This window comes from Paenibacillus puerhi (assembly GCF_009846885.1).
Taxonomy (GTDB): Bacteria; Bacillota; Bacilli; order Paenibacillales; family NBRC-103111; genus Paenibacillus_G; species Paenibacillus_G puerhi.
In genome coordinates, this window is sequence record NZ_WUWM01000012.1 from 114708 (window position 1) to 141367 (window position 26660).

Genomic DNA, 26660 nt, shown 5'->3' on the forward strand with positions numbered 1-26660 from the left:
GAGCCTGACAGGCATATTTCCCTGTCAGGCTTTTTTGGTATACCGAGCATCATGACATAATCCTCCATCAGGAAGGAGAGGCTAACGATCATAAGCTGTTTGCGAGGGACAGTGGCGAACCCATCGCCCGATTGATAGGAACCGGGATTGGCTAATAAAGACTAGGTTCTACCAAGAACTGCAAATCATTTATAGGTTGGAGGGAGGAACGCCGAAGATGAGTGCGAAAAGGTCAGGTATAAAGTTCCCTATTCGGATCATGCTCCTTGCGCTTCCGCTTTTGCTGCCTGCCGCCTGCAGCAGCCCAGGTGCGGGCACCGTGGATACACAGCCGCCGAGCGTCTCGGTAGACGGCCGGGATCAGGTGCCGAAGCCGGAGCCGCAGCCGCAGCCTGGTCCTGTACAGCCGCCGGAAGCTCTCTATATGGGCAAGATAACAGCCGTTCGGCTGGCGGATCCGCAGAAGGGCTGGGTCGGGGGCAGCGGCTGGATTGCCCGGCCCGATGACGGCGGCAAGCATTGGACAGGGCAGTACCAGGGGGCGGGGATCGTTAACCAGCTGTTTGCCTTGAACGACCGGGAAGCCTGGGCTACCTTGGCCGACAAGGTCGACTCGCAGGGTCCGCTCCGGTTGATCCGTACGGAGAATGGGGGACAAACCTGGGCGGATGCGGGAACCGTGCCGAATGCGGGCTTCTTGCATTTTGTATCCAAGACGGAAGCTTATAGCGCGGACACCCGAACCATGGATGGCGGTCATACCTGGACGAAGCTTGCCGTGCCCGGGGGGATAAAGGGCGACCCCTACTTTCGCGAAGGGGGCATAGGCTGGGCGGTTACGCAGAGCCAGAATGAGATTCAAGTACAGCGAACGAACGATGAAGGCCGGAGCTGGCAGACCATCGGGAAGATGGCTGGCGTGGTACCGGCCACAGACGCGCAGATCCGATCCGCAGGCAAGGATGACGTCTGGATCGAATTAATCGGAGGCACGGGTATGACGCAAACCTCGTATTCGCTCTTCCATTCCAGCGATGGAGGCAAGCAGTGGCAGACGGTTATTGCCAATTCGACGGCGGGCGGAGGACCCGCTCCCGGACTGCCCGCTGATCAAGCTCAAGGGAAGACCAATACGGGCTCGAGGCCCGGGCCCTTGTACGTGGCCAGCCCTGCTGTAGCTTTCATGGGCGGACAATGTCCGGCCTGCGACAAGCCTAACACCATCGGCTGGACCAAGGATGGAGGGAAGACTTGGACCAACGGCAAGCAAGCGCTGACCGGTTATGGCCCGTCGCTGCTCGCTATGGCAGATGCGGATCATGGCTGGTGGATCACGACGGATCATACCGATCCTTCGGTGATGTATACGACTTCCGACGGCGGCCAAAGCTGGACGAAGGCGTACACCTTCGATGAGCCGGAGCAGGATAAATAGGCAGAGCAGCAGCGAGCTGCTGCGGATAAAACCATGCATGAAGGACCCGGCGAATGTTCGCCGGGTCCTTCATGCATGGGCCAACAAGGGCTTGATGCACGATTTGCGGGAGGTTTTTTTCTTACAAGCGAGGTGCAGTCCTCTTGACGAGAGGGAAAAACTGTAATAATATAATGTCAGTCATCACTGACAGACATTTCGTAATCTACAGAAAGGGAGTTGATCATGCGTCAAACCAAGCAAGGGAGCACGGAGAAATTATTACGGGCTGCGATCGACCTAATCTCGGAGAAAGGCTACCACGGCGTCACGACGGAGGAAATCGCTTCATCTGCCGAATTAAGCGAAAAGACGCTTTTTCGACATTTCGGCAGCAAGCAAAACTTGCTTGAAGCCGCCCTCGAACGATTTCAGTATGCCGAAGAGATGCGAGTACTCTTCAATGAGCAGATCGTATGGGAGTTAGAGGTCGACCTACTGGCCATCAGTAAAAAATATCATGACATCATGAATCGAGACCGAAAGCTGATTCTGATCGCCTTGAAAGATGAGGTCCATATCCCCGGCTTTAAAGAACGCCGCCTGCAACATCCTCGCCAACTATTGACGTATCTGACAGATTACTTTATAACGATGTCCGAAAAAGGAAAAATAGTTTGTCCGAACCCCACCATGCAGGCATTTACATTTTTGATGGCTCAATATGGCGCATTCATTAATGATTTGGAAGCTGGTAACAATTACCCTGGAATCAGTCTCGATCAGTTCATTCAAGAGAACGTGAACATATTTGTCCAATCTCTAACTCTTTCCAAAACAAGCTGTGAAAAGGAGCGGTAAAACATATGATGAATCAGGAAGTTTCCGCATTTATCGAGAACCTTAGTCAACCCTGGCAAATCGATGTCAGCAACCAACTACGCCAGATGGTCCATCAGGTGATTCCGGAAGCCGAAGAACGCATTCAGTACAAGAAGCCCCATTTCCTGAAAAATGGACACTATGCGGCGGTTATATCCCCTTCGAAAGATTCCATTGCATTCATGATCATGAATTCTTCCGGCCTTACGTTTCCGAAAGGATTTGAAGGGCCAGACGAGAGGAAATGGCTAAAAATCCGTAAAGAGGATACACCCGATTACGATCTCCTGGCCGATCTTCTGCTTCAGGCTTCAAGCACTCTGTAACCAAGAACGGGAATAGTTCCCTTCAAAAAAAGGAGGAAGTTCATGGAAAACAATCTGAATGATTCGTTCGAAATTTCATTTACGCGTGTATTCGATGCCCCTCGCGAACTCGTATTTAAAGCATGGACAGAGCTCGAGCATTTCGCGAAATGGTGGGGACCAAAGGGGTTTGCCCTCGAAGTCGTTAAAATGGACGCTCGATCAGGTGGCGAGTTTTTAGGTTTTCAGACGTCTCCTGACGGAAATCACGTTATGTGGGGGAAATTTGCCTACCAAGAGGTTATTGAACCAGAAAAAGTGGCTTATATCCAATCCTTTTCCGATGAGCAAGGCAATACGGTCCGAGCGCCTTTTAGCCCGAGCTGGCCTCTTGAAATAATGAATATCATCACGCTAGAAGATGACGAAGGTAAAACTGTTTTAAAGCTGAAGGGTGGCCCTGTGAACGCTTCCGCTGAGGAACAAGAAACCTACAAGGGTATGGCTTCCATGCTTCAACAAGGTCTTGAAGGTACTTTCGATCAACTTGCCGACTATCTTGTCTCTCTGAAGTAGAATGCAATAAAAAGTAGAATGCGATAAAAAGTTATTCGGCCAAAAACCTTAACGCTTTTTCAATAAAACAGCAGCAGTCTTGGACTTTAATTTCTCGTCCATGGCCGCTGCTGTTTCGTTTTTCGCGTCAGTCTAATTTTTTAGCAACCTCAGCCAGCAGTTCATAAGAGCGCAGCCGCGCCTGATGATCGTAGACGGGGGCTGTGACGATGAGTTCATCCGCTCCGGTCTGCTTGATTATGGCCGGCAGCTTCTCCCGGATCGTATCCGGCCTGCCAGCCAGCGAGTAGCTCAGCTTGCCGCGGACAATCATTTTCTCCTGGGGCGTCCACAGGGCGTCCATGGAATCAACCGGAGCGGGCAAAGGTCCCGTCCGTCCGCGAATGATGTTCAGGAATTGCTGCTCGTGAGACGTAGCAAGCCTGCGTGCTTCCTCATCGGTATCGGCGACGATGATGTTGATACCGACCATGGCATACGGCTTCTCCCATGCTTCCGATGGACGGAAGCTGCTTCTGTACAGCTCCAGCGCCGGCAGCAAATACTCGGGAGCAAAGTGGCTAGCGAAGGAGAATGGCAGTCCCAGCTGACCGGCGAGTCGTGCGCTGAAGCCGCTCGAGCCTAGCAGCCAGATCGGAATGTTCAGCCCCTCTCCGGGTACGGCGCGCACACCCATCGGACGCGCGTCCGAATCCGGGTCAAGCTCGGGGTTGAGGTAAGCGCGAAGCTCGCTAAGCTGCTCCGGGAAATCATGCCCGTCGCTGCCTGTGCCGCGCCGCAGAGCGCGGGCGGTCAGTTGATCCGAACCGGGAGCCCTGCCGAGTCCCAGGTCGATCCGGCCGGGGTACATCGACTCGAGCGTGCCGAATTGCTCGGCGATGACCAGAGGCGCGTGATTGGGCAGCATGATGCCGCCTGAGCCGACGCGTATGGTGCGGGTCCCTCCGGCTACGTAGCCGATCAGCAGCGAGGTGGCCGAGCTGGCGACGCCAGGCATATTATGATGCTCCGCCAGCCAGTAGCGGTTATAGCCCCACTCCTCGGCGTGGCGGGCCAAGTCCAGCGTGTTCCGGAAGGAATCTGCCGCTGTGCCGCCCGACACGATCGGAGCAAGGTCCAGTATGGAAATCGGAATAGTCATTTTGAGTATTCGCCTCCAGTTCTACATGTGTTCGGCATGCTTTCCGTTTATTGCGGATTGGTCGTCCATATGCCTGCTGTTTTCAAAAACACCCGCTGCGGGAGCTTCAATGCGGTAAGAATCAGCTCCGCCACATCCTCGGCCTGCATCATGCGGTCTTCATCCCCGATCGGCAACCCGGCCTTGACGGCAAGCTCCGTGTTCACTGTGCTTGGAGTAAGGGCGGTAACGCGGATATTAGACTTGCGCACCTCCTGCATCAGCGCTTCCGTCATGCCCAGTACGGCGAACTTCGAAGCACAGTAGGCTGAGCCGGTTGCGAAGCCCCGCTCGCCGGCGGTCGAGGCTATGTTGATGATACTGCCGCTGCTTTGCTCCAGCATAGTCGGCAGCGCCGCCCGGGTGACATAGTAGGTGCCCATCAGGTTCGTCTGAATGATGCTTTCCCATTGCTCGGGCTCCATCTCGGCCAGCTTGCCGAAGCTGGCGATCCCCGCGTTATTGATCAGAATATCCAGCGATCCGAGCTGCCGGATGAGCAGACCTAAAGCCCGCTCGGCTTCTTCACGTCTGGAGATGTCGGCCGCTGCGATATAGACCTGGACGCCGTATTCGCCGGTCAACTGGGCCTGAAGCGCCTCCAGATCAGCCGTAGTACGCGCGATCAGCCCCAGGTGCACTCCTTCCTTGGCAAGCGAGAGAGCGGCAGCTTTGCCAATCCCCTTGCCAGCCCCTGTAATAATGGCGGTTTTATGCTTCAATTCCAAGGTTATCCACTCCTGTAGAGGGGCTGCTTGGGCCCCAAAAATGTTTCATTTCGGCTATATTGGTATATTATATAATCAAACAGCCAGACAGATCCGCCCGCAGCCTAACGACCCAGAAGCCCATACATACCTGCTACTGAGAAGAACAGGACTGCGTGACTTTCAAAACTGTCATAAATATAATAACAGTTGCTGTCTTCAAATGCAAAGCGGGGAAAGTCGGCAAAGCGGAGGGCGAAGCGCACAGGACCGTGAGCGGTGCTTTCAGAAGAAGACCGTCTCCATGCGGTGCTGGCAAAGCCGAAGAGAACGATCGTCGAGACGGAAGTGGATGAGCGGTACGCTTGGAAGTATACACAGGATGCATACGGGCAACAGTAGAATTGGAAAGGTATACCAACGAAAGAGGTGAGGAGAATGACAGCCACGAATAATCAGGAGTTCTTCAGAGAAGGGGACTGGGTAAGCGGAACCTCGGTATGGGACGAAAAATTTATCGGCTATGTCGATTCCGCGCCAAAGCTGGAAGGGGGAGCGATACTGGTCCGGATCACGCAGTGCGACCGCAAGCGGCTGATCAATACCTTGGTGCAGACAAGGGAGCATCGGCTGAGAAAACTGGTGGACTCCAGTCCGGCGGTCGAGGAGGATTGGGACGGCCTGATTGAGCTGGCTCTGATCACGCATGATAAGGAATGGTTCGAGGAGCTGACCTCCCGGATGCTCGCAGCCGGTTCCCGGTCCGGTAAGGATAAGCCGGGCGGGCAGCCCCGCAGCTCCCGAAGCCATCCCCGGATAACCGGCTGCAACCTGGCTCCGCGGGAGGACTAATACGGTCAGGAGGGGATAGCGACCTCCGGCCTCCCGCGTCTTTCGCAACCAGACCAAAGACCTCTTCGGCTAGCGTTAGCTGAAGAGGTCTTTGGTCTGGTTAAGTGAATGCCGAACGATACTTGTAGCGGATACGTTCAGGGCCAAGCTGCGGGGGGCTGCCTATAGAGTATGGGGACCGCGGGCGCGTCCGTCGCCGGAAGGCAGCTTGGAGTCGGTGGAGATGACAGGGCTGAGCCGGGAGATACGCTCAAGAGCTGCGATCCACTCCTCCTCGGAGCCTTGCTTGAGGCTGAAGTACAGACTTACGACAGGCTCCATGGAGCCTGTCGTCGCGCTTGATTTCTCGGCGTTGATCTTGATATGAACGATCTCCATCCCAAGGTCGCCGAAGGCGGAGGCGATCGAGCCGAGCGCGCCGGGTTTGTCCTCCGCCAGGATAACGACCTCGCGCGTCTTTCGGCTGCGGAGCAGTACCCTCTCCCATTTGTTCAGCACGAATAGGGAGAGCAGCGCGAGGCAAGTCGTCAAGGCTGCGCCATAATAGAAGCCGGCTCCGATACAGAGACCGATCGCGGCGACGACCCAGATGGAAGCCGCCGTCGTCAGGCCGGATACGGTTAAGCCGGTGCGCATGATCGTACCGGCGCCGAGAAACCCGATCCCGCTGATGACCTGTGCGGCAAGCCGGGCGGGATCGGCACGGACATTGAGTTCGTCCATGAAGGAGGAGAAGCCGTAGATCGAGAGCAGCATGATGGCGGTGGAGCCGAGGCAAACGAGGATATGCGTTCGAAGTCCAGCCGCGTGATTATGCCATTCCCTTTCGAGCCCGACCAGACCCCCGAAGATCATCGCCAGCAGAAGGCGGATCGTCAGGTCGATATGTGAAAGATGCCAGACGCTGCTCATAGCAAAACTCCTTCTTTGGACCCGTCGCAGCGGAGAGCACCAATGCTGCCCTCTGGCGACGAGCACCTATAATGGGGCAGCGAAATCTATTTGACTGCAGCATTCGTGTCAGCCCGCTATACTTCATATATTCATCGACTGCCACTTTCTTGACAGTTTTTATGAGGGCCGCAAGAGTGGACATGATCGCTCTCTATGATTATCATGTGGTTAACGAGCTTCCTAACGGAAGTAGGCGCTTCAGAAGAGATACCGTTTCTGTCGAAGCTTTAAGGAGTGACAACATGACCCTTCTAAAACCCGAACCCTTGCAGCGCGCTTCCGCGGAGGCTCTTCCGGAGGGCTCCTTCTGGCTGGGGGTGAAGGATTGCGTGCCCACGCTGCTCGGCTACTTGAGCATCGGCTTTGCCGCTGGTGTCGTAGGCCGGACAAGCGGTCTTTCCGGCCTCGAGGTGGTGCTGATGTCTACGTTTCTGTATGCGGGATCTGCGCAATTCGTCGTATCCGGCATGTTTGCAGCAGGGGCTCCGGCTGCCTCGATCGTGCTTACGGTGCTGTTCGTCAACATGCGGCATTTATTGCTCAGCGCCGCCATATCGCCGTATTTTCGCAATCACCCCGCATGGAAAAACGTATTGATCGGCTCCCAGCTGACCGATGAAACCTTCGGTGTTGCCATTCATCGTCTGCGCAGCGGGATGAACGGGAGAACCGACCGCTGGATGTTCGGGCTGAATATAACGGCTCAGCTGAACTGGATCGCTGCCACCTGGGCCGGTGCTTACCTCGGGGCCTGGATTCCCGATCCGGATGCCGTGGGCTTGCCTTATGCGCTGCCCGCCATGTTCGCCGGGCTGCTTGTGATGCAGATCGCCGCTCAGCAGCGCAAGCTGCCGGAGCTGTTAACGGCCGTAGGGGCCGTAATGTTGTTTGTGGCCGCTCTGCAGGTGATGCCCGTCAATGCGGCGGTCATCTTAGCGATCCTGGCAGCGCCTTGTGTAGGGATGGTGGTGGAACGGTGGAGGTGAGCCGCGAATTTTTGTGGATATTACTAGGGGCTTCGCTAGTTACCTGGCTGCCGCGAGTGCTTCCGCTTGCGGTGCTGAGCCGGGTATCCTTGCCGGGGTGGCTGCTGCGCTACTTGCACTATGTGCCGGTCGCTGTCATGACCGCCTTGCTGGCACAGGAGGTGCTGACGACAGACGGAGAGTGGGCAGCTCCTGCGGAAAGCCTCAAGCTGGCCGCACTTGTCCCCACGTTGGCTGTTGCCATCCTCACCCGCCATTTGCTGGCGACCGTACTGACGGGGATGGCCTCTATGGCGATATTGGCCTGGTTGCGGTAACATGCAGCATCTGGGCGGACCGATCCAGCCCTACCGAATGGGCGGCCCTCTCTATGAGATGGACCGCAGAAGTGCAATAGAGAGACCACCGGCAGCAACTTCGCACCGGTGGTCCTTTGGCATCCATATGGACTTGAGGGTTTTGCTCCATCTCCCGACTACTCGTCTTGGGGAGCAAAAGCCGGTTCGGTTGACCGGGCACCCTCAGGCCGATTCCATTCCAGCTCCGAATCCGGCGACTCTACCAGCAGCTTGAGGGCGGCGAGCCGGTTGTCCCAGAACCGCTCGTAGTAGGCAAGCCAGCGTTTCAGCTCAAGAAGCGGCTCAGCCTGCAGCTTATACCGCTTCTCCCTGCCTACCTTCTGTTCGCTGACCAGCCCGGCATCGGACAGAATGCGCAGGTGCTTGGATACCGCCGTGCGGGTCATCGGGAAGTGGCTGCTGATGGTTTTAACCGGCAGCTCCTGTTCGCCGAGCAGCCGGAGCAGCTTGCGGCGGGTGGGGTCTGCTATGGCTTGGAAAACATCATGCCTGGGTGAAGGAGCATCCACCTGAATCAACCCTCCACGTGCTTGCGCAGCCTCTCCTGAACGATCTGCTCCCAGCCCTGATCCATGCGGTTCCGGACCTCGCCGTGCTTCTGACCGGTCTGGGCGATAACGTCCTCGGTTTCTCCCCAGCCGGAGTGCGTGAGCGTAAACTCGGTCTGGCCCTCCCGTTCGACTAAGTTAAAAGAAACGATCCATTCATCCCCCCAAGTGAAGACGAGACGATTCGGCGGATCAAGCTCCTCAACCCGGCACAGCGAAGTGCCGTAGGGAGACTGCAGCGAAAACTCGAAGCCTAGCTTTGGTTCGAAGCTGTTGGGCATAAACCAGGCGGCGATCCCCTCCGAAGTAGCGACAGCCTCCCATACTTTTTGAATAGGCGCTTTAAAGAGCGCGGTCTTGCGAATGTCCGGCACAGGCTCATGGGTAGAATTAGACATCGTGTAATTGACCCCCTTGTAAAATTAAAATGAAACCGAATGGTTACATATATTGTAGAAAACTGCAGATAGCCTGTCAAGAGAAAGAGGGTTAGCCTTAGCTAGGCCGCATGATAAAAAAACAGGAACAAATGTTCTGTAAAATGTTGACAAAGGTTCTTTGTTTGTTGTAATATACAAATAAGAACAAATGTTCCTAATCTGAGAGGGGTGTAGATCATGGGTACGGTTAAGGTCAGATTTATTGAACGGGACTATTTCAGAAAAGTTATGCTGGAGAACAGCGAGCATATGAGCGAGCAGCAAACGGAGAAGATTCTCGATTCGATCGGCAAGACATGGGTTGACTATACGTTTAAATTTTATGAGAATGGTTCGATGACCATCATTGACAACCATACCGATCTGCAGGTGCCTCTCAGTGATTTGAAGGGAGCCAGCTACGATTTTTATGTAAAGCAGCGGATCAAGCTGATCAAAGAGAATTTGATGGAGAAAATTTTGCAATCCGCATAAGGAAGCCGGTAATTAGAGATACTGCATGTATCGCGTCGGCCGCCCTATATAGCCTTACTCTGACACAGACGCAAGTGAAGTCTGTGTCTTTTTTTGCTGCCGTGCTTCTCGCCGATGCTTCCTTTCCGAATTAACAAGAACTTAATATTTTCAGCGATTCCGTTTAACATCAGCCATTTATGATGAATAGTAACTAGAAGGTAACCGGAAGGGGCGATTCAAGTGAACCCGGTAGTAAAAGTATACGCTCTATGGCTGCTGCTGCTTACGATGCTTATCGTTTCCATTCTCCCCTTATCTATACAGAACCATGTTATCCGCGATACGGCTGCTGTTTTTCAACAGATGAAGAACATGGGGCGTGCAGTTGCGGCTCCCTTCGCGGAGCTTCCTAAGCCGGGGATGGTCGTGTATCCCTCTGTGTCCGTGCTGGAAGCCAGACACATGCTGGAGCAGAACGTATCGGTCGAAGGAATCGTCATGAGCAAGCCGGGATCTGCCGGAACAGGGCGTCCTTGGGTTCAACTGCAGGATCCTACCGGAGGCATTCTTGTATCCGGCGAGCTGCCGGAGACTCTGCAACCGGGTGATCGGCTGCGGGTGGATGGCGTAGTAGGAGATAATCAGGGCGTGCTGGAAGTTCGGGCTACCGACTCCGGCATTCAGGTTGTGGAGTCTGGGCAGGACGTACCCCGCGCGGCGCCATTGAAGGTGGAAGATCTGCCTAAGGAAGGGCTGCCGGCTTCGTTGAAGGGGACAGCGGTTACGATTAGCGGCGTTGTTGTTCCTGCTTCGGAAGAGGGCAGTGATCAAGGACGCTATCGCTTGGCAGCTCCGGACCGTGCCGGCCATTCGGTCCGCGTTCGTCTGGCTGCAGGCGATTCCGAAGCTTTCTCGGGCATCCAGGAGGGGATGCGTTATGAGATCACGGGCATCCTTTCTCTAACAGGTAAATATGAGCATGAGATCGTCCCATACCGATTCGTTAAGCAATGAGGAAGTGTTAGGTATGCGACCCATTATTTTGTAAAATGGCCAGTTAGGTATAGCGTATCTGGGAAATAAAGCCTATACTTGACATAAGCATACGACAAGGAAAGGACTGGTTCCATGAAAATATCTCAAGTGTTTATACTGATTAGCGCTATTCTGGAAGCCATTTTGGGTATTCCTTTCTTGGGCGGGACGATCGTAATCAGTATGGGTTATTCCCCGCTCGGGATCATGTTCATCCTTCACGTGATTACCTTGGCGCTGGCGCTTAGAGAGCAAGGGCCCAAGCTCGGCAGCATCGTTGGCATCCTGACCTCGCTCATCGCATGGATTCCGTTTGTGGGCATGGTTATGCATATTTTGACGGCTATCCTGCTGTTCTTTACTTCGTACACGAGCGATGCGTATCGCAATCGTTCCTATCGGTAACCTGGCCAGCCGCGTCGGGTACGCCGATAGCGGCGCATTACTGTAAGGATCAAGGACCTTTGGCAAGCTTCGCCCGGACCGGGTGGATTTGCCGAAGGTCCTTTGCTTTTACCTTAACCTGCTCCGCAGCGATGGCAAGGCTATGGAAGGGGCATGGAGCCGAGAAAAGTGGAATTGCGTCTTATTCTCTACTATGATGAATCTATATAGGCTGAACTTAAGATGGTAACATTAGGCTAGATCTTCATGGGCAAAATCCGTCCTATGCGTAACAACCTGCGGTTGCACTTCTTTTTAGTTTTATAGTTGACCATCAAATAAAATTCCCCCCAAAATGCATCTATTTCCGTTTAACGAGTTGTTCAGGGAAAAATCGCAATGCATATACGGGGCAGAAGGAGGATGAGACGATGATACGGCTGCGGGGTCATCATCTGCTATGTCTGCTGGGGTATCGGGGAATGGGATACTCCGACGAATTCTGTATCAATATGACCGCGATCTATGAGCGGCTGCGTGTCCAGCCGGAGACGGAGATCGTGATGATCGAGGGACCCGACGACATCTGCGGACATTATCCGAAGGACCAGCATGCTCATTGCGAGGGCGCAAGCGTATATACCCGCGATGCACGGGTGCTGGACAAACTGGGGATGGAGCTGGGCAAGCCTGTTCCCTGGTCTCAAGTAACGGCTAAGGTAGCCGATCATGTCGAGCCGGGGGATATTCAAGTGATCTGCGCCTCTTGTCCCTGGGAGCCATATGGAGTGTGCAAGGAAGGCGTAGACATCATCCGCCGGGGAGAAAGTCTGCCTCCGGCTCCGAGCCGGTCTGGAGGGCCGGCAGCTGCTGCGGAGCGCTAATCACAATGCCGCAGGATGGCGTCGGAAGGACAAGTAAAGTAGCCATAGAAAGAGGAGGGATCTGAGTATGAGCCGCATTTATGTGACATCGGACCACCACTTCGGTCATAGCGGCATCATCGACTTCGAGTCGAGGCCGTTCGCTGACAGTCTGGAAATGAACGAGACGATGATTGGCAAGTGGAATGAAGTGGTTGCTCCGGAGGACCGGGTCTTTCATCTGGGTGACTTTTCGTTTCTGAATCTGGAGAAAACGAAGGCGATCGTCTCGCGTTTACATGGCTACAAGACACTGGTGCTGGGCAATCACGACCGGGGACGGCCCAGGAGCTGGTGGCTGGAGGCGGGATTCGACGAAGTAAGCGAATATCCGCTTGTCTATGGAGGCTTTTTCTTCTTGTCTCATGAGCCGATGTATATGAACAAGCATATGCCTTACGTTAATATTCATGGTCACATCCACGGACAAAAGTACGAAGGGAACCAGTACGTAAATGTCAGCGTCGAGCAGTGGGACTACTTGCCGGTGTCCTTCGAGGCGATTAGAGCGCTGGTCGTGCCCGTTGAGGAGCAGTAGCTCGGCTGCAAGACTCTTTCTTGCCATAACGGACAAAACGGTCAGCGGGAGGCGAAGGAGCGCTCAGTGCCTGTTTTGCAGGCTATAGCCCGAACCGCTCGATATGCTCGTCAAGCCCTTGGCGCTGAAGAATTTCCTTCTGCTTAGGTCCCATCAGATCAAAGTGCGGATAGGGCGGACGGTGATGGATATAAGCCGGGTTCAAGCCGTGGCTGGCGCACCAGGCGGTGAGCCGATCCAGGTCGCAGCAGCCTACCTTGGTCACCGAAGTCATCCCCGGGAACCGCTCGTCCAGCCAATAATGGGTCAGAAAAGCGATCTCGCCCCTGCTGACCTTTTCCTTCCAAAGCATAAGCTCCTCGCGTCTGATGCCGAATGCCATAGCGGTCGTTTTCCTTTCGCTGCCGTTTTATGTTTCCTCGCTGTACAGCTTCTGCACGATCCTGTCTACCTTGCCGATATGCGAAGCCATACGCTCGCCGGCCAAGGCTCCATTCCGATCGCGGATCGCTTCATAGATCGCCGTATGCTCGGCAAGCAGCAGCTCCACGGAGCTGCGCTCCGCGAAAAACCACAGCCGCCGCGAATCGGACATATTCTCCTGCAGCCGCTGGGTAAGAGACAGCATCATCTGCAGCAGTAGGGTGTTATGAGACGCTTCGGCGATCCGCACATGAAAATCCACATCCGCTTCCTCAGCCTGCTTCTCGTCTCCAAGCGTATGACGCATCCTATCGAGCACCGACTCGATAGCGGACAGATCGGTATCGGTCCGGCGCCGGGCGGCGAGCTCGGCGCAGCCGGACTCGATATACTTGCGCACCTCCAGCACTTCCTTCAGCGATTCGATCGGACGGAAGAAGTCCGCTGCGTCCTGCTCGCCGGGAGCCGGAGGCAGCGCCTCGCAGACGAACGTGCCTCCTCCGTGCCGGATATCCACAAGACCCATCGCCTTCAATCCGCTTAATGCCTCTCGCACGGTGGACCGGCCGACCTCATAGCCGGCGGCAAGGTCTACGACGGTGGGGAGCTTGGAGCCGAGCGGATAATAGCCGGAGCGGATTTGCTCCGAGAGGTGGTGCAGGACCATGTCGCTGCCCTTCTGGGGCCGAACCGGTTTGAATGTCACGAGAATATCGAACCTCCGTACAAATCAGGTATACAACTCATTCAAGCATAAGCTATAATGGAACAAAAGTCATCAGATCACCTGATCAAATGGGAGGGTCAGTGGTGAGGAGAGCCGAATATAACCGAAGAAAGAGGGATGGGTTGTGCTGAATGAACACGTGCGTCAAAGCTTGCGCCAGCGGCTGGGCGACGCCTATTTCCGAGATGATCGGGAAACGCTGGTTTCCTATTCCTACGATGCGACTCCGATGCTGCAGCATTTGCCCGACGGCGTCGTATTCCCTGCAAATACCGAGGAGGTCGCTTTCGTCCTGAGGCTGGCCAATGAGCACCGGATCCCTATCGTAGGGCGCGGCTCCGGCACCAATCTCTGCGGAGGGACGGTGGCGGTGGAAGGCGGCATCGTGATGGTCATGAACCGGATGAACAAGCTGCTGGAGATCGATACCGATAACCTGACGGCGACGTTCCAGCCGGGACTTAATACCAAGGAATTTCATCTGGCTGTGGAGGCAAAGGGCTTGTTCTATCCGCCGGACCCGAGCAGCATGGTCATCTCCACGCTTGGCGGCAACATCATGGAATGCGCCGGCGGCCTCCGGGGGTTGAAGTACGGCACGACCAAGGATTACGTCATCGGTCTGGAGGCGGTGCTTCCCTCTGGCGAAGTCATCCGGACCGGAGGCAAGCTGTACAAGGACGTCGCCGGGTACGATCTGACCAAGCTGCTGGTCGGCTCGGAGGGGACGCTTGCGATCATCACAGAGGCTACGGTGAAGCTGTTGGCTGCGCCCGTGTACAAGAAAACGATGCTTGCGCTCTATACGGATATCCATGCGGCGGCGCGCAGCGTTTCGAGCATTATCCGCAACCGGATTGTGCCGGCCACGCTCGAATTCATCGACAATCCGACGCTTCGGGTCGTAGAGGCTTACAATAAGCTCGGCCTGCCAACTGATATGGAGGCGGTGCTGCTGATCGAGCAGGACGGCGTCGACGAATCCGTGGTGGCCAAGGATATGGAAGAGATGATCCGGATCTGCCGGGAAGAAGGAGCGGCAAGCGTGCAGATGGCCCGCGATGCGGACGAAGCCGAGCGGCTTATGAAGGCCCGGCGCAGCGCGCTGTCGACGCTGTCCCGGATCCGTCCGACGACGATCCTGGAAGACGCGACCGTCCCGCGCTCGAAGATCGCCGATATGGTGCTGGAGATCAACCGGATCGCCAAGAAGTACGACCTTCAGATTTGTACGTTTGGACATGCCGGAGACGGCAATCTCCATCCGACCTGTACGACGGATGCCCGCGACGCGGAAGAAATTCACCGGGTCGAGCTGGCGTTCGAGGAGATTTTCGAAGCGGCTATCCGCTTCGGCGGGACGATCACCGGGGAGCATGGCGTCGGTACGGTCAAGGCGCCATACCTGGAGTGGAAGGTTGGGGAAGCGGGTATCGCGCTGATGCGCAGCCTCAAGCTGGCCTTCGACCCGAACAATATTATGAATCCCGGCAAAATGTTTGCCAAGGAATCTCGCAAACGGGTGGTGGTGAACCGATGAGCGGCTCCGTTTCGATCAAAGAGCGGCTTGCGCGGGAAGGCGGCTCGCCGCTCGCTGAGCGGATGAAGCTGTCGCTCGATTATGACGAGCTGACGAACTGTATGCGCTGCGGCTTCTGCCAGCCGGCCTGTCCGACCTTCCGCGAGACCGGACTTGAGGCGGCTTCGCCCCGTGGGCGGATCGCGCTGATGAAGGCGGTCGTCGACGATGTGATGGAGCCGGACCAGTCGTTCCGCGAGCAGATGGACCTCTGTCTGGGCTGCCGTGCCTGCGAGCCGGTCTGTCCGGCCGATGTAAAATACGGCACCCTGCTGGAGCAGACGAAGGAAGCGCTCGAGCATCACGCTGACCATCGCCTGTGGATTCAGGCGCTGCGCAGCATCACGTTCAAGCACCTGTTCCCGCAGCAGAAGCGAATGAAGCTGCTTGGCAAGGCGCTGCGGCTGTATCAGCGCTCCGGGATGAGCGGGCTTGTCCGCTCATCCGGCCTGATGAGCCTGTTCCCTGCGCATATGCGGCAGATGGAGCGCATTCTCCCCGAGGCCTCGGGGAGCGGCGTCATCGAGCAGCTCGGGGTCTTCGTCCCGGCGAAGGGAACGCCGGTCGGCCGGGTCGGCTTATTCCGCGGCTGCATCATGGACGTCCTGTATACGGAGACGAACGTCCGCACGGCCCGCCTGCTGTCCGAGGCCGGCTATGACGTTGTCATCCCTGAGACGCAAAATTGCTGCGGGGCGCTCCATGCGCACGGCGGCGAGCTGGATCAGGCGCGCGAGCTGGCGCGGAGCAATATCCGCACTTTCCTCGATGCGAAAGTGGATAAGGTCGTATCGAACGCGGGAGGCTGCGGAGCCCTGTTGGTCGAATACGGCCATCTGCTGCATGACGACCCGAGCTATGCAGAATTGGCGCTTGATTTCGCCGGACGCGTAAAGGATGTGAGCGAGCTGCTGCTTGAGCGGGCCAGCCGGCTGAGCTTCGATTCGGCGGCTGCCTATGCGGAGAGCGCCGCGAGTTCCGCGGGTTTGGAAGCGGCTGCTGCCCTTCAGGAGAAGACGCCGACCAGCAGCGGCTTGGCTCCCGTTCTCCCTTCCCTCGGCGCTGGGCGTGAAACCGTCACGTATCAGGATTCCTGCCATCTGCGCAATGTGATGAAGGCGGGCAATGCCCCGCGCAACCTGATCGGACGCGTGGGCAATGTGAACGTCGTCGAGCTGCAGGGGGCGGATCGGTGCTGCGGCTCGGCCGGTATCTACAACCTGACGCAGCCGGAGATGTCCATGCAGGTGCTCGATCACAAGATGGAGCATGTGAAGGAAACGAGGGCGCATGTCGTGCTGACCAGCAACCCCGGCTGCCTGCTGCAGATGCAGCTTGGCATCGAGCGGGAGGGGCTTACCGGCCGGATGAAAGCGGAGCATGTCGTAGACTATCTGTATGAGCGGCTGCTGCCGGCTGCCGAGCAGGAGTAGAAGCAGGAGCAGGGGCAGGGGCAGGAGTAGGAGTAGGAGTAGGAGCAGGAGCAGGAGCAGGAGCAGGAGCAGGAGCAAGAGCAAGCTAGTAGAACGTTACTTGTCCCGATCCCTGGATGGGTATCGGGATCGGCTAACGGACCTGGCGTACTCTTAGCAGTCTCCAACGCCCGGAAAACCAAGAAATTGTTTGCTCTACCGGTCCAATAGGTCCCTTACATTCGTATCCGTGTCCATCCCAACCGCTAACGGTTTTATATGAAAAATCGCACATATATCCCGGACTAAGGTGAAAATGATCCATTTTTGTACGAAAAATCGTATAAAGAGGCGCATGTAGTCTCGAAGCTTGCGTTTTATACGAAAAATCGCACATATATCCCGGCCTAAGGTGAAAATGATCCATTTTTGTACGAAAAATCGTATAAAGAGGCGCATGTAGTTGCTCGAAGCTTGCATTTTATATGAAAAATCGTACATACATTCCCACCTAAGGTGAAAATGATCCGTTTTTGTACGAAAAATCGTATAAAGAGGCACGTATGGCTGATCGAACATGTCCGTTAACCGTAACCGCCACCGCTCCTAGGTTGCTCCGGGAGTACCTTACTTTCAGATCGCTCTACTAGGAAGCCGGGATCGCCCGGCCCGACGATGCCTTTCATCGTGGGGCCGGGTCTTTTTTGGATAACGGACAGATCCCTCGCAGACGGTATAGCCAAACGGAGCGAGCGGCGGAACTCAACGGGCATTTGGCCATGACGATAGTAGGGGGACTAGAAAAAGGCGTTGCGACGGCATTCCCTGTCTGCTAAAATGAAAATGATAATCGTTATCACAATAAAAGTAGTCAAGCTGCTTCGACTCGAGCATCAGCTTGTCTCGCCTGACAAGGAAGGTATGCATCCATGGCTTCATCCATGAAATCCTACTCGGCCACCACCCCGCCCAAGGACTCGCCGGTATTGAAAACCAGGCCGCTGGCCGCTTCTATTATTCTCGTTGCCGGGATTGCCTTATTGCTTTTCTCGCTGGCCGCATCCATCTCGCTGGGAGCGGCCGATATCAGTCTTGCTACCGTTTGGGAAGCGGTATTCCGGTTCGATCCTGATCTGACCCAGCATCAGATTATTCAAGAGCTTCGGATGCCGCGGGCTTTGGCCGGCGCTATGATCGGGGCGTGCTTCGCCGTCGCCGGGGCCATCATGCAGGGCATGACGCGGAATCCGCTCGCCGATCCGGGACTGCTGGGGGTCAATGCGGGAGCAGGCTTTGTGCTGGCACTATGCTTTGCCTTTGCGCCGGGGCTGCCGTTTCAATACTTGATCTTATATTCCTTCCTGGGCGCTGCCGTCGGAGTAGGTATCGTCTACGGAATCGGCTCACTGGCCAAGGGCGGTCTGACTCCGGTACGGCTGGCGCTGGCCGGGGCTGCCGTCGCCGCGCTGCTGTCCGCTCTGAGCGAAGGCATCGCGATCTTCTTCCGCATCGGCCAGGATCTGGCCTTCTGGTATGCGGGAGGGGTTGCCGGCGTGAAATGGATGCAGGTGAAGCTGATGGCTCCCTGGGTCGGAGGAGCGCTGGTCTTATCGTTCATATTATCCAGATCGGTTACCCTGCTCAGCCTGGGTGAGGATATCGCCAAGAGCCTTGGCGGCCGCACGGGTCTGATCAAGCTGGCCTGCACGCTGGTCGTGCTTGTGCTGGCGGGAGCGGCGGTGTCTGCGGTCGGAGCGATCGGCTTCGTCGGGCTGCTGATTCCGCATGTCGCCAGAGCCCTGGTAGGGGTCGATTACCGCTGGATTATTCCCTGCTCGGCCGTCCTCGGAAGCCTGCTGATGGTGCTGGCTGATATCGGGGCGCGGATGATCAACCCGCCGTTCGAAACCCCTGTTGGCGCGTTGATTGCCGTTCTGGGCGTACCGTTCTTCCTGTACCTGGTGCGCAAACAAAGGAGGGAGCTGTAATGTCCTCTATGCCGTATCTGGAATCGAAAGCAGAGCGCAGCAAACGGATTCGGGCCGTGTCCGTTTTTGTCATTTTGGCTTCGCTGATCGTAATTGCCTTTATACTCAGTATGAATACGGGCTTTATCCGGCTGTCGCCCGTCGAGGTCATAAAAACGCTGTTCGGTGCGGGAACGGCTAAGCAGAGTCTGATCCTGTTCGAATTCCGGCTGCCCCGCATCATCATCTCCGTTCTGCTCGGAGCGGGGCTCGCCGTGTCCGGATGTATCTTGCAGGCGCTAACGCGCAACGCGCTCGCCGATCCCGGAATCCTCGGCATCAATGCCGGGGCTGGTCTGATGGTCGTGCTCTTCATCGCGTTTTTTCCGATTAATCAGGCGGCCCCGGTCTTCCTCCTGCCGTTCCTGGCTTTACTAGGAGCGGGGGCCACGGCGGCTCTGATCTTTGCTCTCTCCTACGAGAAGCACAAGGGCATCTCTCCTATCCGGATGGTGCTGTCCGGGATAGCCGTTGCCGCGGGGATAGCGGCTGCGATGATCATTCTTGTTATCAAGCTGGAGCCGAACCAGTATCAATTCGTGGCCGTCTGGCTGGCAGGGAGCATCTTGGGGACGAGCTGGAAATTCGTCATGGCGCTGCTGCCGTGGCTGGTCGTGCTGCTGCCCTTCGTTCTGTACAAGGCGCGTACCCTCAATGTAATGAACATGGGCGATGTCACAGCGATCGGGCTCGGGACGAGGGTCAGCCGCGAACGCCTGCTGCTGCTTGCGGCTGCCGTCGCACTGGCGGGCTCTTGCGTAGCCGTCGGCGGAGCTATCGGGTTCGTCGGGCTGATCGGTCCCCACTTGGCCCGGCAGCTAGTCGGTCCAAGACACCAGTATCTGATCCCGGCCTCGGCGCTGGTAGGCAGCCTGCTCGTCATCGTAGCGGATCTGATCGGCCGCGTTATGATACAGCCGTCGGAGGTTCCGACAGGGATCGTTGTGGCTGTGATCGGAGCCCCTTACTTTCTATATCTGTTGGCCCGCTCCAAGGCTTAAGGGGCTGCGGGTTTAACGTTGACTAGCGGTAGCCGCTGCCGATATAATAAGACCAAGTTAATAGCAGGTGACGGAGAGACGGAGACCACACGAATGACATTCTTAGCGGGATGGGATTCGTCGTGGTCTTTTTCTTTCGCGGGCATCTGGAGAAAAAGGAGGGAACCGCATGGCGTTCCATCGGCAAACGATCCTGCCGGCCGCCCGCCAGATGAAGGATCTGGAGAAGCTGATGAAGCTATCCTACGAGTATCTGGTCATCTTGGATACGCATATCAGCCAGATCAAATCCGTTGTCGATCTGGCCAAGTCGCACGGGAAAAAGGCGCTGCTTCATGCCGATTTGATCGAGGGCCTGAAGAACGATGAGTACGCGGCTGAGTTTTTATGCCAGGTCGTGAAGCCTGCCGGTCTCATTTCGACGCGTGCCGGCGTGATCGCCAAGACGAAGCAGAACGGGCTGCTTGCCATTCAGCGGCTGTTCCTGCTGGACACGAATGCGCTGGAGAAAAGCTACGCGCTGCTGGAGCGCACGAAGCCCGATTATATTGAAGTGCTTCCGGGCGTTATGCCGCATATGATCCGTGAGGTGCATGAACGTTCCGGCATTCCGATATTTGCAGGAGGGCTGATTCGTACCGTGCAGGACGTGGAGCAGGCGATTGCCGCGGGAGCCTCTGCGGTCACTACATCGAGAGCCGAGCTATGGAAGCATTTCGATCAGGTCGATGGATAGGGGGGAAAGCGGATGAAAGAAAAGCAGGACATGTATATATTAGCCGTCGATCAGGGAACGACAAGTACCAGGGCGATCATTTTCGACCGCGATGGAGACATCGTGGGTACGGCGCAGCAGGAGATCAAGCAATATTATCCGCATCCCGGATGGGTGGAGCATAGCGCGAACGAAATCTGGGTGTCCGTCCTTGGCGTGCTGGCCTCCGTCCTGAGCGAGACCGAGATCGGCGCTGACCGGATCGCGGCGATCGGCATTACGAATCAGCGGGAGACCGCAGTCGTCTGGGACCGTCACACCGGGCATCCGATCTACCATGCCATCGTATGGCAATCCCGGCAGACGGCCGGCATCTGCGAGGAGCTGAAGCTGCAAGGGCATGAGGAGCTGTTCCGCAGCAAGACGGGTCTGCTGATCGACCCCTACTTCTCGGGAACGAAGGTCAAATGGATCCTGGACCATGTCGACGGGGCCAGGGAAAAAGCGGAGCGGGGCGATCTGCTCTTCGGTACGATCGACAGCTGGCTCGTCTGGAAGCTGAGCGGCGGCAGGGCCCATGTCACGGATTATTCCAATGCTTCGCGTACCTTGCTCTATAACATCCACGAGCTGGACTGGGACGACGAGTTGCTCGGGCTGCTCGATATTCCGCGAGCGATGCTGCCCCAGGTGCGTTCCTCCTCGGAGGTATACAGCCATACGGTCGAGCATCACTTTTTCGGCTGCAGGGTGCCGATCGCTGGGATGGCGGGAGACCAGCAGGCCGCCTTATTCGGTCAGGCCTGCTTCGAGAAGGGGATGGTTAAGAACACTTACGGCACGGGCTGCTTCATGCTGATGAACACAGGCGAGCAGGCCGTCTCCTCCCGCCATGGGCTGCTGACGACGATTGCTTGGGGGCTCGGGGGCCGGGTGGAATACGCGCTGGAGGGCAGCATCTTCGTCGCCGGCTCGGCGCTCCAGTGGCTGCGCGACGGGCTGCGGATGATCAAGTCGGCTGCAGACAGCGAAACGTACGCCAGCCGCGTCTCCTCGACGGAGGGCGTGTATGTCGTGCCGGCCTTCGTCGGGCTGGGCACGCCGTATTGGAACAGCGATGTGCGCGGCGCTGTATTCGGCCTGACGCGCGGTACGAGCAAGGAGCATTTCATCCGGGCGACGCTGGAGGCGCTGGCCTATCAGACCAAGGATGTCACGAAGGTCATGGAGGAGGACTCCGGTCTGACCTTGCGCACGCTGCGCGTAGACGGAGGGGCTGTCCGAAACAACTTCCTGATGCAGTTCCAGAGCGATCTGCTCGGAACGGAAGTGGAGCGCCCGGTCGTCAACGAAACGACGGCGCTAGGGGCGGCTTATTTGGCGGGGCTGGCCGTCGGTTACTGGAAGGATAAGCGCGAAATTGCGGAGCGCTGGCAGTCCGATAGGACCTTCGTGTCCACGATGGCTGAAGCCGAGCGGATAGAGCTATACGCAGGCTGGCAAAAGGCGGTAAAGGCGGCGCTGGCATTTTCATAAACGGCAGGGCTGGGAATGGGAGAGGAAAGCTGGTATACTGAGGGTAAGTTAATACGACGGTTGGAGATGCGGAGAAAACCACAACACCCGCTTGCAGGAAGCTGCAGGTTTGGGTTGTCTGTGGTTTTTTTGCATGGTCAGCGGATCGCAAACAAACTCTCCGCGCGCCCCGGGCGCTCAGGACAGCGAAACGGGAGGAATGGCAGATGGACGTACGATTTTCCGCTAGAGGGCGGCAAGAGGTATTAAAACAGATGGAGAAAGAAACGGTCGATGTGCTCATTATCGGGGGAGGCATTACAGGGGCGGGGATCGCTCTGGATGCGGCGACCCGGGGGATGAGCACGGCGCTGGTGGAGATGCAGGATTTCGCTGCGGGTACTTCCAGCAGGTCTACGAAGCTGGTACACGGGGGATTGCGGTATTTGAAGCAGCTCGAGGTCAAGATGGTGGCGGAGGTAGGCAAGGAGCGGGCGGTCGTCTACGAGAACGGGCCTCATGTGACGACGCCGGAGTGGATGCTGCTGCCCTTCCATGAAGGGGGAACCTTCGGTGCTTTCACCACTTCGGTAGGTCTTCGTCTCTACGATTATTTGGCTGGAGTGAAGCGCTCGGAACGACGGAAAATGCTGAGCCGCAGCGAGACGTTGGCCAAGGAGCCGCTGCTGAAGCAAAGCGGTCTCAAGGGCGGCGGCTATTACGTGGAGTATCGGACCGACGATGCCCGTCTCACGATTGAGGTGATGAAGCGGGCCGTTGAAGCGGGCGCCCTGGCGGTCAATTATACGAAAGCTGAGCGGCTGCTGTATGACGGTGGCCAACTGGTGGGCGTACAGGCAGTCGACCGGATCGGAGGAGGCGCCTATACCATCCGCGCGCGTCGCGTCGTCAATGCGACCGGCCCATGGGTAGATACAGTGCGGGAGCTCGATAACTCCAAGAAGGGTAAGACGCTGCGGCTGACCAAAGGGATTCATCTGGTGTTCGACGGAGCCCGGTTTCCGCTGCAGCAGGCTATCTACTTCGATACGCCCGACAAGCGGATGGTATTTGCCATCCCACGAGAGGGCAAGACGTATGTGGGTACGACCGATACCGACTTCACCGGGGACACGGCCCATCCCCTCATGACGGCGGCTGACCGGGATTATGTGCTCCAGGCCGCGAACTTCATGTTCCCCGAGCTCAAGCTGACGGGCAGCGATGTGGAGTCGAGCTGGGCAGGGCTTCGGCCGCTGATCTATCAGGAGGGGAAGTCGCCCTCCGAGGTATCGCGGCGCGATGAGATATTCCGCTCCGAATCGGGCCTCTTCACGATCGCCGGCGGCAAGCTGACCGGCTACCGCAAGATGGCCGAGACCGTCACCGATAGGCTGGCCGCGGAGCTGCGGGCAGAAGGACGGGGGCCTTTCCGGTCCTGTACGACAAAGACGCTGGCGATCTCCGGCGGGGATGTCGGCGGCTCGGCGAAGTTCGGAAGCTTCGTCCGCGCGCAGACGGAGCAGGGTATGAAGCTGGGACTGAGCGCAGCCGAGGCCGAGCAGCTCGTCCGGCGTTACGGCACGAACGTCCGCGACGTGTACGCGCTGCTGCCCGAAGCTGGGGAGCAAGCGGGCCGCTATGGGCTTCCGGCGGCCGTCTATGCCGCACTGAGATATAGTATCGAGCGGGAGATGGCCGCGAAGCCGTCAGATTTTTTCATCCGCCGCACAGGGGCCTTGTTCTTCCATGTAGATGCCGTTCGTACCTGGAAGGAAGGCGTCCTGCAGGCGATGAACGTGCTCTTGGGCTATACGGCGGAGCAGGAGCGCGAGTACGCCGACGAGCTGGAGCGGCATCTGCATCATGCGGTGACGCCGGTTGCTTCCGATTAAGTCCGGTACGGGGAGGCCAGCGGCCTTCTCGGCACTGGAGAAATCGGGGAACCGCCTCAACCCTCACGAAGGGACTGTCCTTTTTCGGTGCCAAGCCTCATAATAAAGCACACAGAAAGACAAAGGCGTGCTCGGCGCTGGGCAAGAGGAGTGAGGGGTCATGGGATTAGACGGCCAGAAGCATAACCGGACGGCGGTGCCGGTCGATGAGGCGGTTCGGCGCATACAGGCGCATATCCGCCCGACGGACGCCGAGGAGGTCCCTTTGGGCGAGGCGTATGGAAGGCGGCTGGCGCAGTCCTTATATGCGCCCCATGCGTTTCCTCACTTTCGCCGCTCGGGGATGGACGGCTATGCCATCCGTGCGGCGGATGTGACCGAGGCCAGCCGGGAGGGGCCCGTGGCGCTCGAGGTAACCGCAAGCATCGCTGCAGGCGATATGCCGCCGGAGCCGCTTGCCAGCGGGCAGGCGGCCAAGATCATGACGGGCGCGATGCTGCCCGAAGGGGCGGATGCGGTCATCATGCTCGAGATGACCGTATCCACCGAGCGGGCAGGCCGCCCGTATGTGCTTATCGCGAGGCCCATCGAGGCCGGCGTCAATGTGTCGCCTGTCGGCTCGGAGGCCGCCGAGGGCGAGCTGTTAGCCGGCGCCGGGAGCCTGATCGGCCCGGGCGAGACGGCGCTGCTCGCCGCCTCCGGCTGCTCGAGCGTGCGTGTGCATCGGAGACCGGTCGTGGCTATTCTGTCGACCGGCTCCGAGCTGCTGCCCCCCGAGGCGGCATTGTCGCCCGGACGTATCCGCAACAGCAATGCCTGGATGCTGGCGGACCTGGTACGCAGCGGAGGAGGCATTCCCCATCTGCTGGGGACCGCTGAGGACGACCTGGAGACGGTCCGCCGGATCGTGAGCGATGCAGGGCGTGAGGCGGATGCGGTCATCACGTCGGGCGGGGTGTCAGTTGGCGACTACGATGTACTGGCCGAGTGGTTGTCGAGCTGGGAGGGAAGCACCTTATTTAATAAGGTGGCGATGCGGCCCGGAAGTCCGACGAGCGCTGGAATTCTCGAAGGCAAGCCGATTTTTGCGCTGTCGGGCAATCCGGGCGCCTGCTATGTCGGATTCGAGCTATTCGTCAGACCGGCGCTGGATCGGCTTCTAGGCTCTCCTCATGCCGGAATGCCACGCATGCAGGCGCTGCTCGGGCAGGACTACGGCAAAGTCAACGCGTATCCCCGCTTTTTGCCCAGCCGGCTTGAATGCCGGGAAGGCAGGGTATATGTGTATCCGCTGGCGCATGTCAAGTCGGGGAGCATGAGGTCGATCAAAGATACGAAGGCGCTGCTGATCGTCCCGGCAGGCGGTAATGGGTTGCAGGCCGGCGAAACGGTGGACGTGCTGCTGACCGGAGGAGGACGGTCGCTCTTCGGGGAGGAGAGGCTTTAGCGCAAAGGAGGATGGAGCGTTGCCGATACAAGCGGTTTTGCAAGTCGTAGGCTATAAAAATTCCGGGAAAACGACGCTGATGTGCGAACTGATCCGGCAGCTCGGAAGCGATGGCTTCACGGTCGGTACCGTGAAGCATGACAGGCATAGGCTGGAGCTGGATCAGGAGGGCAAGGACAGCTGGCAGCACCGCGAAGCGGGTGCGGAGGTTGTAGCAGTGGTCTCGGAGCAGGCGAACCGGACATTTCTCGTCGAAGAACGCGCGCTGGCACTGGACGAGCTTCTCAGGCGCCTGCCTTCTGTCGACGTGGTGCTGGTCGAAGGGTTTAAGCTGGAGAAGTACCCCAAGCTGGTGCTTATCCGCGAGCGGGAACAGCTGCCCTTGCTGGAGATGGTAACCGGGGCGATCCTGGTCGTCACCTGGCTGCCGGTCGAGGAAGTGCGTCCTTATGCGAAAGACGTCCAGGTGCTATCCATCCATGACAAGGAGCAGGTGCTTCGGGCCGCCGCAGCGGCGGTGGCCTGCCAGCTGGGCCGGTCATGAGGCAGCGGGGCGAATTAACGGGCGTCATTATCGCGGGCGGACTCAATACCCGCATGGGCCGCATCAAGGGCTTAGTGCCCTTCCCCGATGAGCCGCTGATTCTTCGTACGATAGAGAGGATGAGGGAAGCATGCGGCGAGCTGCTGCTGGTGACCAACGATCCGGCGGCCTATACTCCGGTAGTGGGGCAGGCGGTTACCGTCATCGCCGACCGGATTCCGCACAAAGGTCCGATGAGCGGACTTCATGCCGCTTTGGCCCAGTCGGATGGCTCCTTCTTCTGGGCGGTAGGAAGCGATATGCCGTTTATATCGGCCTCTGTCGCGCAGTGGATGCTGAAGCGTTTGCACAAGAGCGGGGCCAAGGCCGCCGTTCCCCTGATCGGCGGACAGCTCCATCCGCTTCATGGCGTGTACCTGGGCGACTGTCTCCCTTCGCTGGAGCAAACGCTGCACACGGCGCGTACGGGGCTGGTCCGCTGGCTCGGCGGGATCGAGGCCGACATGCCGACTGAGAAGGATTTCACCGAGGCGGGACTTTCCGTGCGTTGTGTGGATAGCTTCAACAATCCTCATGACTATGCCCGTTGCCTGGAGCAGGCGGACTGGCAGTAAACCTAAACAGGATAGCCTTAAGTCTTTAGAAAACCGTCGATTAGACGGTTTTTTTACTTTTTATCAGAAATAAAAGAAGGGATTTTGAAAATTATGTCGAAATATCTGTCATTATGGTGAAATATACCTAGCGAGGTGGACTGTTCCATTTTGTTAGACAGAGAGAATAGGACCTTAGGGAAGGCTGCGGATGGATTAGAAGCTGGAGGCCGCTGTACGGCC

30 protein-coding genes are annotated in these 26660 nt (G+C 57.3%); 23 read left to right on the forward strand and 7 right to left on the reverse strand.

The genetic code is table 11. The annotated features are described in order from the left end of the window. Positions 1-217: 217 nt before the first annotated feature. The 4 genes from GSF01_RS13050 to GSF01_RS13065 all read left to right on the forward strand — a co-directional run bounded on the left by GSF01_RS13050 (position 218) and on the right by GSF01_RS13065 (position 3177). Positions 218-1435, forward strand: coding sequence for a WD40/YVTN/BNR-like repeat-containing protein (locus GSF01_RS13050; RefSeq protein ID WP_159884618.1), 1218 nt, complete (start codon positions 218-220; stop codon positions 1433-1435). A 225-nt stretch (positions 1436-1660) separates the two neighbouring features. Then, positions 1661-2275 carry a TetR/AcrR family transcriptional regulator gene (locus GSF01_RS13055; RefSeq protein WP_159884620.1) on the forward strand — a complete coding sequence of 205 codons (615 nt, stop codon included), beginning with the start codon at positions 1661-1663 and terminating at the stop codon, positions 2273-2275. Between the two features lie 8 nt (positions 2276-2283). Next, positions 2284-2622 (forward strand): DUF1801 domain-containing protein, encoded by a 339-nt coding sequence (locus tag GSF01_RS13060; protein WP_159884771.1) that lies wholly within the window; start codon positions 2284-2286, stop codon positions 2620-2622. 42 nt (positions 2623-2664) lie between these two features. After that, complete coding sequence (locus GSF01_RS13065; RefSeq protein ID WP_159884622.1) at positions 2665-3177, forward strand: SRPBCC family protein; 513 nt, start codon at positions 2665-2667, stop codon at positions 3175-3177. A 127-nt stretch (positions 3178-3304) separates the two neighbouring features. On the opposite strand, the gene GSF01_RS13070 is transcribed toward GSF01_RS13065, so the two are convergent. Further along, the gene (locus GSF01_RS13070) at positions 3305-4318 is read right to left on the reverse strand and encodes an LLM class flavin-dependent oxidoreductase (RefSeq protein WP_159884624.1); all 1014 of its coding nucleotides are present in this window, start codon (positions 4316-4318) and stop codon (positions 3305-3307) included. A 47-nt stretch (positions 4319-4365) separates the two neighbouring features. Then, a complete protein-coding gene (locus GSF01_RS13075) occupies positions 4366-5085 on the reverse strand; it encodes a 3-ketoacyl-ACP reductase (RefSeq protein WP_159884626.1) in 720 nt (239 codons plus the stop codon). A 258-nt stretch (positions 5086-5343) separates the two neighbouring features. Here GSF01_RS13075 and GSF01_RS30045 point away from each other — a divergent pair, with 258 nt between their 5' ends. Both GSF01_RS30045 and GSF01_RS13080 read left to right on the forward strand, forming a co-directional pair. Next, a complete protein-coding gene (locus tag GSF01_RS30045; RefSeq protein WP_268893711.1) occupies positions 5344-5466 on the forward strand; it encodes a hypothetical protein in 123 nt (40 codons plus the stop codon). A gap of 36 nt (positions 5467-5502) precedes the next feature. Continuing rightward, positions 5503-5916 (forward strand): hypothetical protein, encoded by a 414-nt coding sequence (locus GSF01_RS13080; protein ID WP_159884628.1) that lies wholly within the window; start codon positions 5503-5505, stop codon positions 5914-5916. A 162-nt stretch (positions 5917-6078) separates the two neighbouring features. Here GSF01_RS13080 and GSF01_RS13085 read toward each other — a convergent pair whose 3' ends face one another. Further along, positions 6079-6828 (reverse strand): MgtC/SapB family protein, encoded by a 750-nt coding sequence (locus GSF01_RS13085; RefSeq protein WP_159884630.1) that lies wholly within the window; start codon positions 6826-6828, stop codon positions 6079-6081. A gap of 284 nt (positions 6829-7112) precedes the next feature. Here GSF01_RS13085 and GSF01_RS13090 point away from each other — a divergent pair, with 284 nt between their 5' ends. Both GSF01_RS13090 and GSF01_RS13095 read left to right on the forward strand, forming a co-directional pair. Beyond that, a complete protein-coding gene (locus GSF01_RS13090; RefSeq protein WP_159884632.1) occupies positions 7113-7856 on the forward strand; it encodes an AzlC family ABC transporter permease in 744 nt (247 codons plus the stop codon). Between the two features lie 11 nt (positions 7857-7867). Beyond that, complete coding sequence (locus tag GSF01_RS13095; protein ID WP_235941439.1) at positions 7868-8173, forward strand: AzlD domain-containing protein; 306 nt, start codon at positions 7868-7870, stop codon at positions 8171-8173. 158 nt (positions 8174-8331) lie between these two features. Here the strand turns inward: GSF01_RS13095 and GSF01_RS13100 are convergent, their stop codons facing one another. Both GSF01_RS13100 and GSF01_RS13105 read right to left on the reverse strand, forming a co-directional pair. Next, entirely contained in the window at positions 8332-8724 is a 393-nt protein-coding gene (locus GSF01_RS13100) for an ArsR/SmtB family transcription factor (RefSeq protein ID WP_159884636.1), read from the reverse strand. 5 nt (positions 8725-8729) lie between these two features. Next, complete coding sequence (locus GSF01_RS13105) at positions 8730-9161, reverse strand: SRPBCC family protein (protein ID WP_159884638.1); 432 nt, start codon at positions 9159-9161, stop codon at positions 8730-8732. Between the two features lie 219 nt (positions 9162-9380). Here GSF01_RS13105 and GSF01_RS13110 point away from each other — a divergent pair, with 219 nt between their 5' ends. The 5 genes from GSF01_RS13110 to GSF01_RS13130 all read left to right on the forward strand — a co-directional run bounded on the left by GSF01_RS13110 (position 9381) and on the right by GSF01_RS13130 (position 12539). Then, the gene (locus tag GSF01_RS13110) at positions 9381-9677 is read left to right on the forward strand and encodes a hypothetical protein (protein WP_235941441.1); all 297 of its coding nucleotides are present in this window, start codon (positions 9381-9383) and stop codon (positions 9675-9677) included. Positions 9678-9899: 222 nt separating this feature from the next. Continuing rightward, positions 9900-10673: a single stranded DNA-binding domain-containing protein gene (locus GSF01_RS13115; protein ID WP_159884640.1), complete on the forward strand. Its 774-nt coding sequence runs from the start codon at positions 9900-9902 to the stop codon at positions 10671-10673. Between the two features lie 114 nt (positions 10674-10787). Next, positions 10788-11099, forward strand: coding sequence for a hypothetical protein (locus tag GSF01_RS13120; RefSeq protein WP_159884642.1), 312 nt, complete (start codon positions 10788-10790; stop codon positions 11097-11099). A gap of 410 nt (positions 11100-11509) precedes the next feature. Next, positions 11510-11962, forward strand: coding sequence for a DUF1284 domain-containing protein (locus GSF01_RS13125; RefSeq protein ID WP_159884643.1), 453 nt, complete (start codon positions 11510-11512; stop codon positions 11960-11962). 67 nt (positions 11963-12029) lie between these two features. After that, entirely contained in the window at positions 12030-12539 is a 510-nt protein-coding gene (locus GSF01_RS13130) for a metallophosphoesterase (protein WP_159884645.1), read from the forward strand. Between the two features lie 82 nt (positions 12540-12621). Here GSF01_RS13130 and GSF01_RS13135 read toward each other — a convergent pair whose 3' ends face one another. Both GSF01_RS13135 and GSF01_RS13140 read right to left on the reverse strand, forming a co-directional pair. Beyond that, positions 12622-12921, reverse strand: coding sequence for a hypothetical protein (locus tag GSF01_RS13135; protein WP_159884647.1), 300 nt, complete (start codon positions 12919-12921; stop codon positions 12622-12624). Positions 12922-12948: 27 nt separating this feature from the next. Further along, positions 12949-13668, reverse strand: coding sequence for a FadR/GntR family transcriptional regulator (locus GSF01_RS13140; protein WP_235941442.1), 720 nt, complete (start codon positions 13666-13668; stop codon positions 12949-12951). A 145-nt stretch (positions 13669-13813) separates the two neighbouring features. Between GSF01_RS13140 and GSF01_RS13145 the strand changes: the two genes are divergently transcribed. The 10 genes from GSF01_RS13145 (at position 13814) to mobA (ending at position 26438) form a co-directional block, all read left to right on the forward strand. Beyond that, the gene (locus GSF01_RS13145) at positions 13814-15229 is read left to right on the forward strand and encodes an FAD-binding oxidoreductase (RefSeq protein WP_159884649.1); all 1416 of its coding nucleotides are present in this window, start codon (positions 13814-13816) and stop codon (positions 15227-15229) included. Beyond that, positions 15226-16701, forward strand: a complete 1476-nt coding sequence (locus tag GSF01_RS13150) for a (Fe-S)-binding protein (protein WP_159884651.1) — start codon at positions 15226-15228, stop codon at positions 16699-16701. The genes GSF01_RS13145 and GSF01_RS13150 overlap by 4 nt, the downstream gene beginning before the upstream one ends. Positions 16702-17609: 908 nt before the next feature. Beyond that, on the forward strand, positions 17610-18668 hold the full coding sequence (locus GSF01_RS13155; RefSeq protein WP_159884653.1) for a FecCD family ABC transporter permease: 1059 nt from the start codon (positions 17610-17612) through the stop codon (positions 18666-18668). A gap of 8 nt (positions 18669-18676) precedes the next feature. Continuing rightward, on the forward strand, positions 18677-19708 hold the full coding sequence (locus tag GSF01_RS13160; protein ID WP_159884777.1) for a FecCD family ABC transporter permease: 1032 nt from the start codon (positions 18677-18679) through the stop codon (positions 19706-19708). Between the two features lie 169 nt (positions 19709-19877). Continuing rightward, positions 19878-20444 carry a glycerol-3-phosphate responsive antiterminator gene (locus GSF01_RS13165; RefSeq protein WP_159884655.1) on the forward strand — a complete coding sequence of 189 codons (567 nt, stop codon included), beginning with the start codon at positions 19878-19880 and terminating at the stop codon, positions 20442-20444. A gap of 12 nt (positions 20445-20456) precedes the next feature. Then, positions 20457-21959: a glycerol kinase GlpK gene (glpK, locus tag GSF01_RS13170; protein WP_159884657.1), complete on the forward strand. Its 1503-nt coding sequence runs from the start codon at positions 20457-20459 to the stop codon at positions 21957-21959. A gap of 206 nt (positions 21960-22165) precedes the next feature. Continuing rightward, complete coding sequence (locus GSF01_RS13175) at positions 22166-23833, forward strand: glycerol-3-phosphate dehydrogenase/oxidase (protein ID WP_159884659.1); 1668 nt, start codon at positions 22166-22168, stop codon at positions 23831-23833. A gap of 160 nt (positions 23834-23993) precedes the next feature. Continuing rightward, a complete protein-coding gene (locus GSF01_RS13180) occupies positions 23994-25280 on the forward strand; it encodes a molybdopterin molybdotransferase MoeA (protein ID WP_159884661.1) in 1287 nt (428 codons plus the stop codon). A 19-nt stretch (positions 25281-25299) separates the two neighbouring features. Beyond that, positions 25300-25824, forward strand: coding sequence for a molybdopterin-guanine dinucleotide biosynthesis protein B (gene mobB, locus GSF01_RS13185; RefSeq protein WP_159884663.1), 525 nt, complete (start codon positions 25300-25302; stop codon positions 25822-25824). Next, complete coding sequence (gene mobA / locus GSF01_RS13190; RefSeq protein WP_159884665.1) at positions 25821-26438, forward strand: molybdenum cofactor guanylyltransferase; 618 nt, start codon at positions 25821-25823, stop codon at positions 26436-26438. Before mobB ends, mobA begins: the two co-directional genes overlap by 4 nt. Positions 26439-26660: the final 222 nt, after the last annotated feature.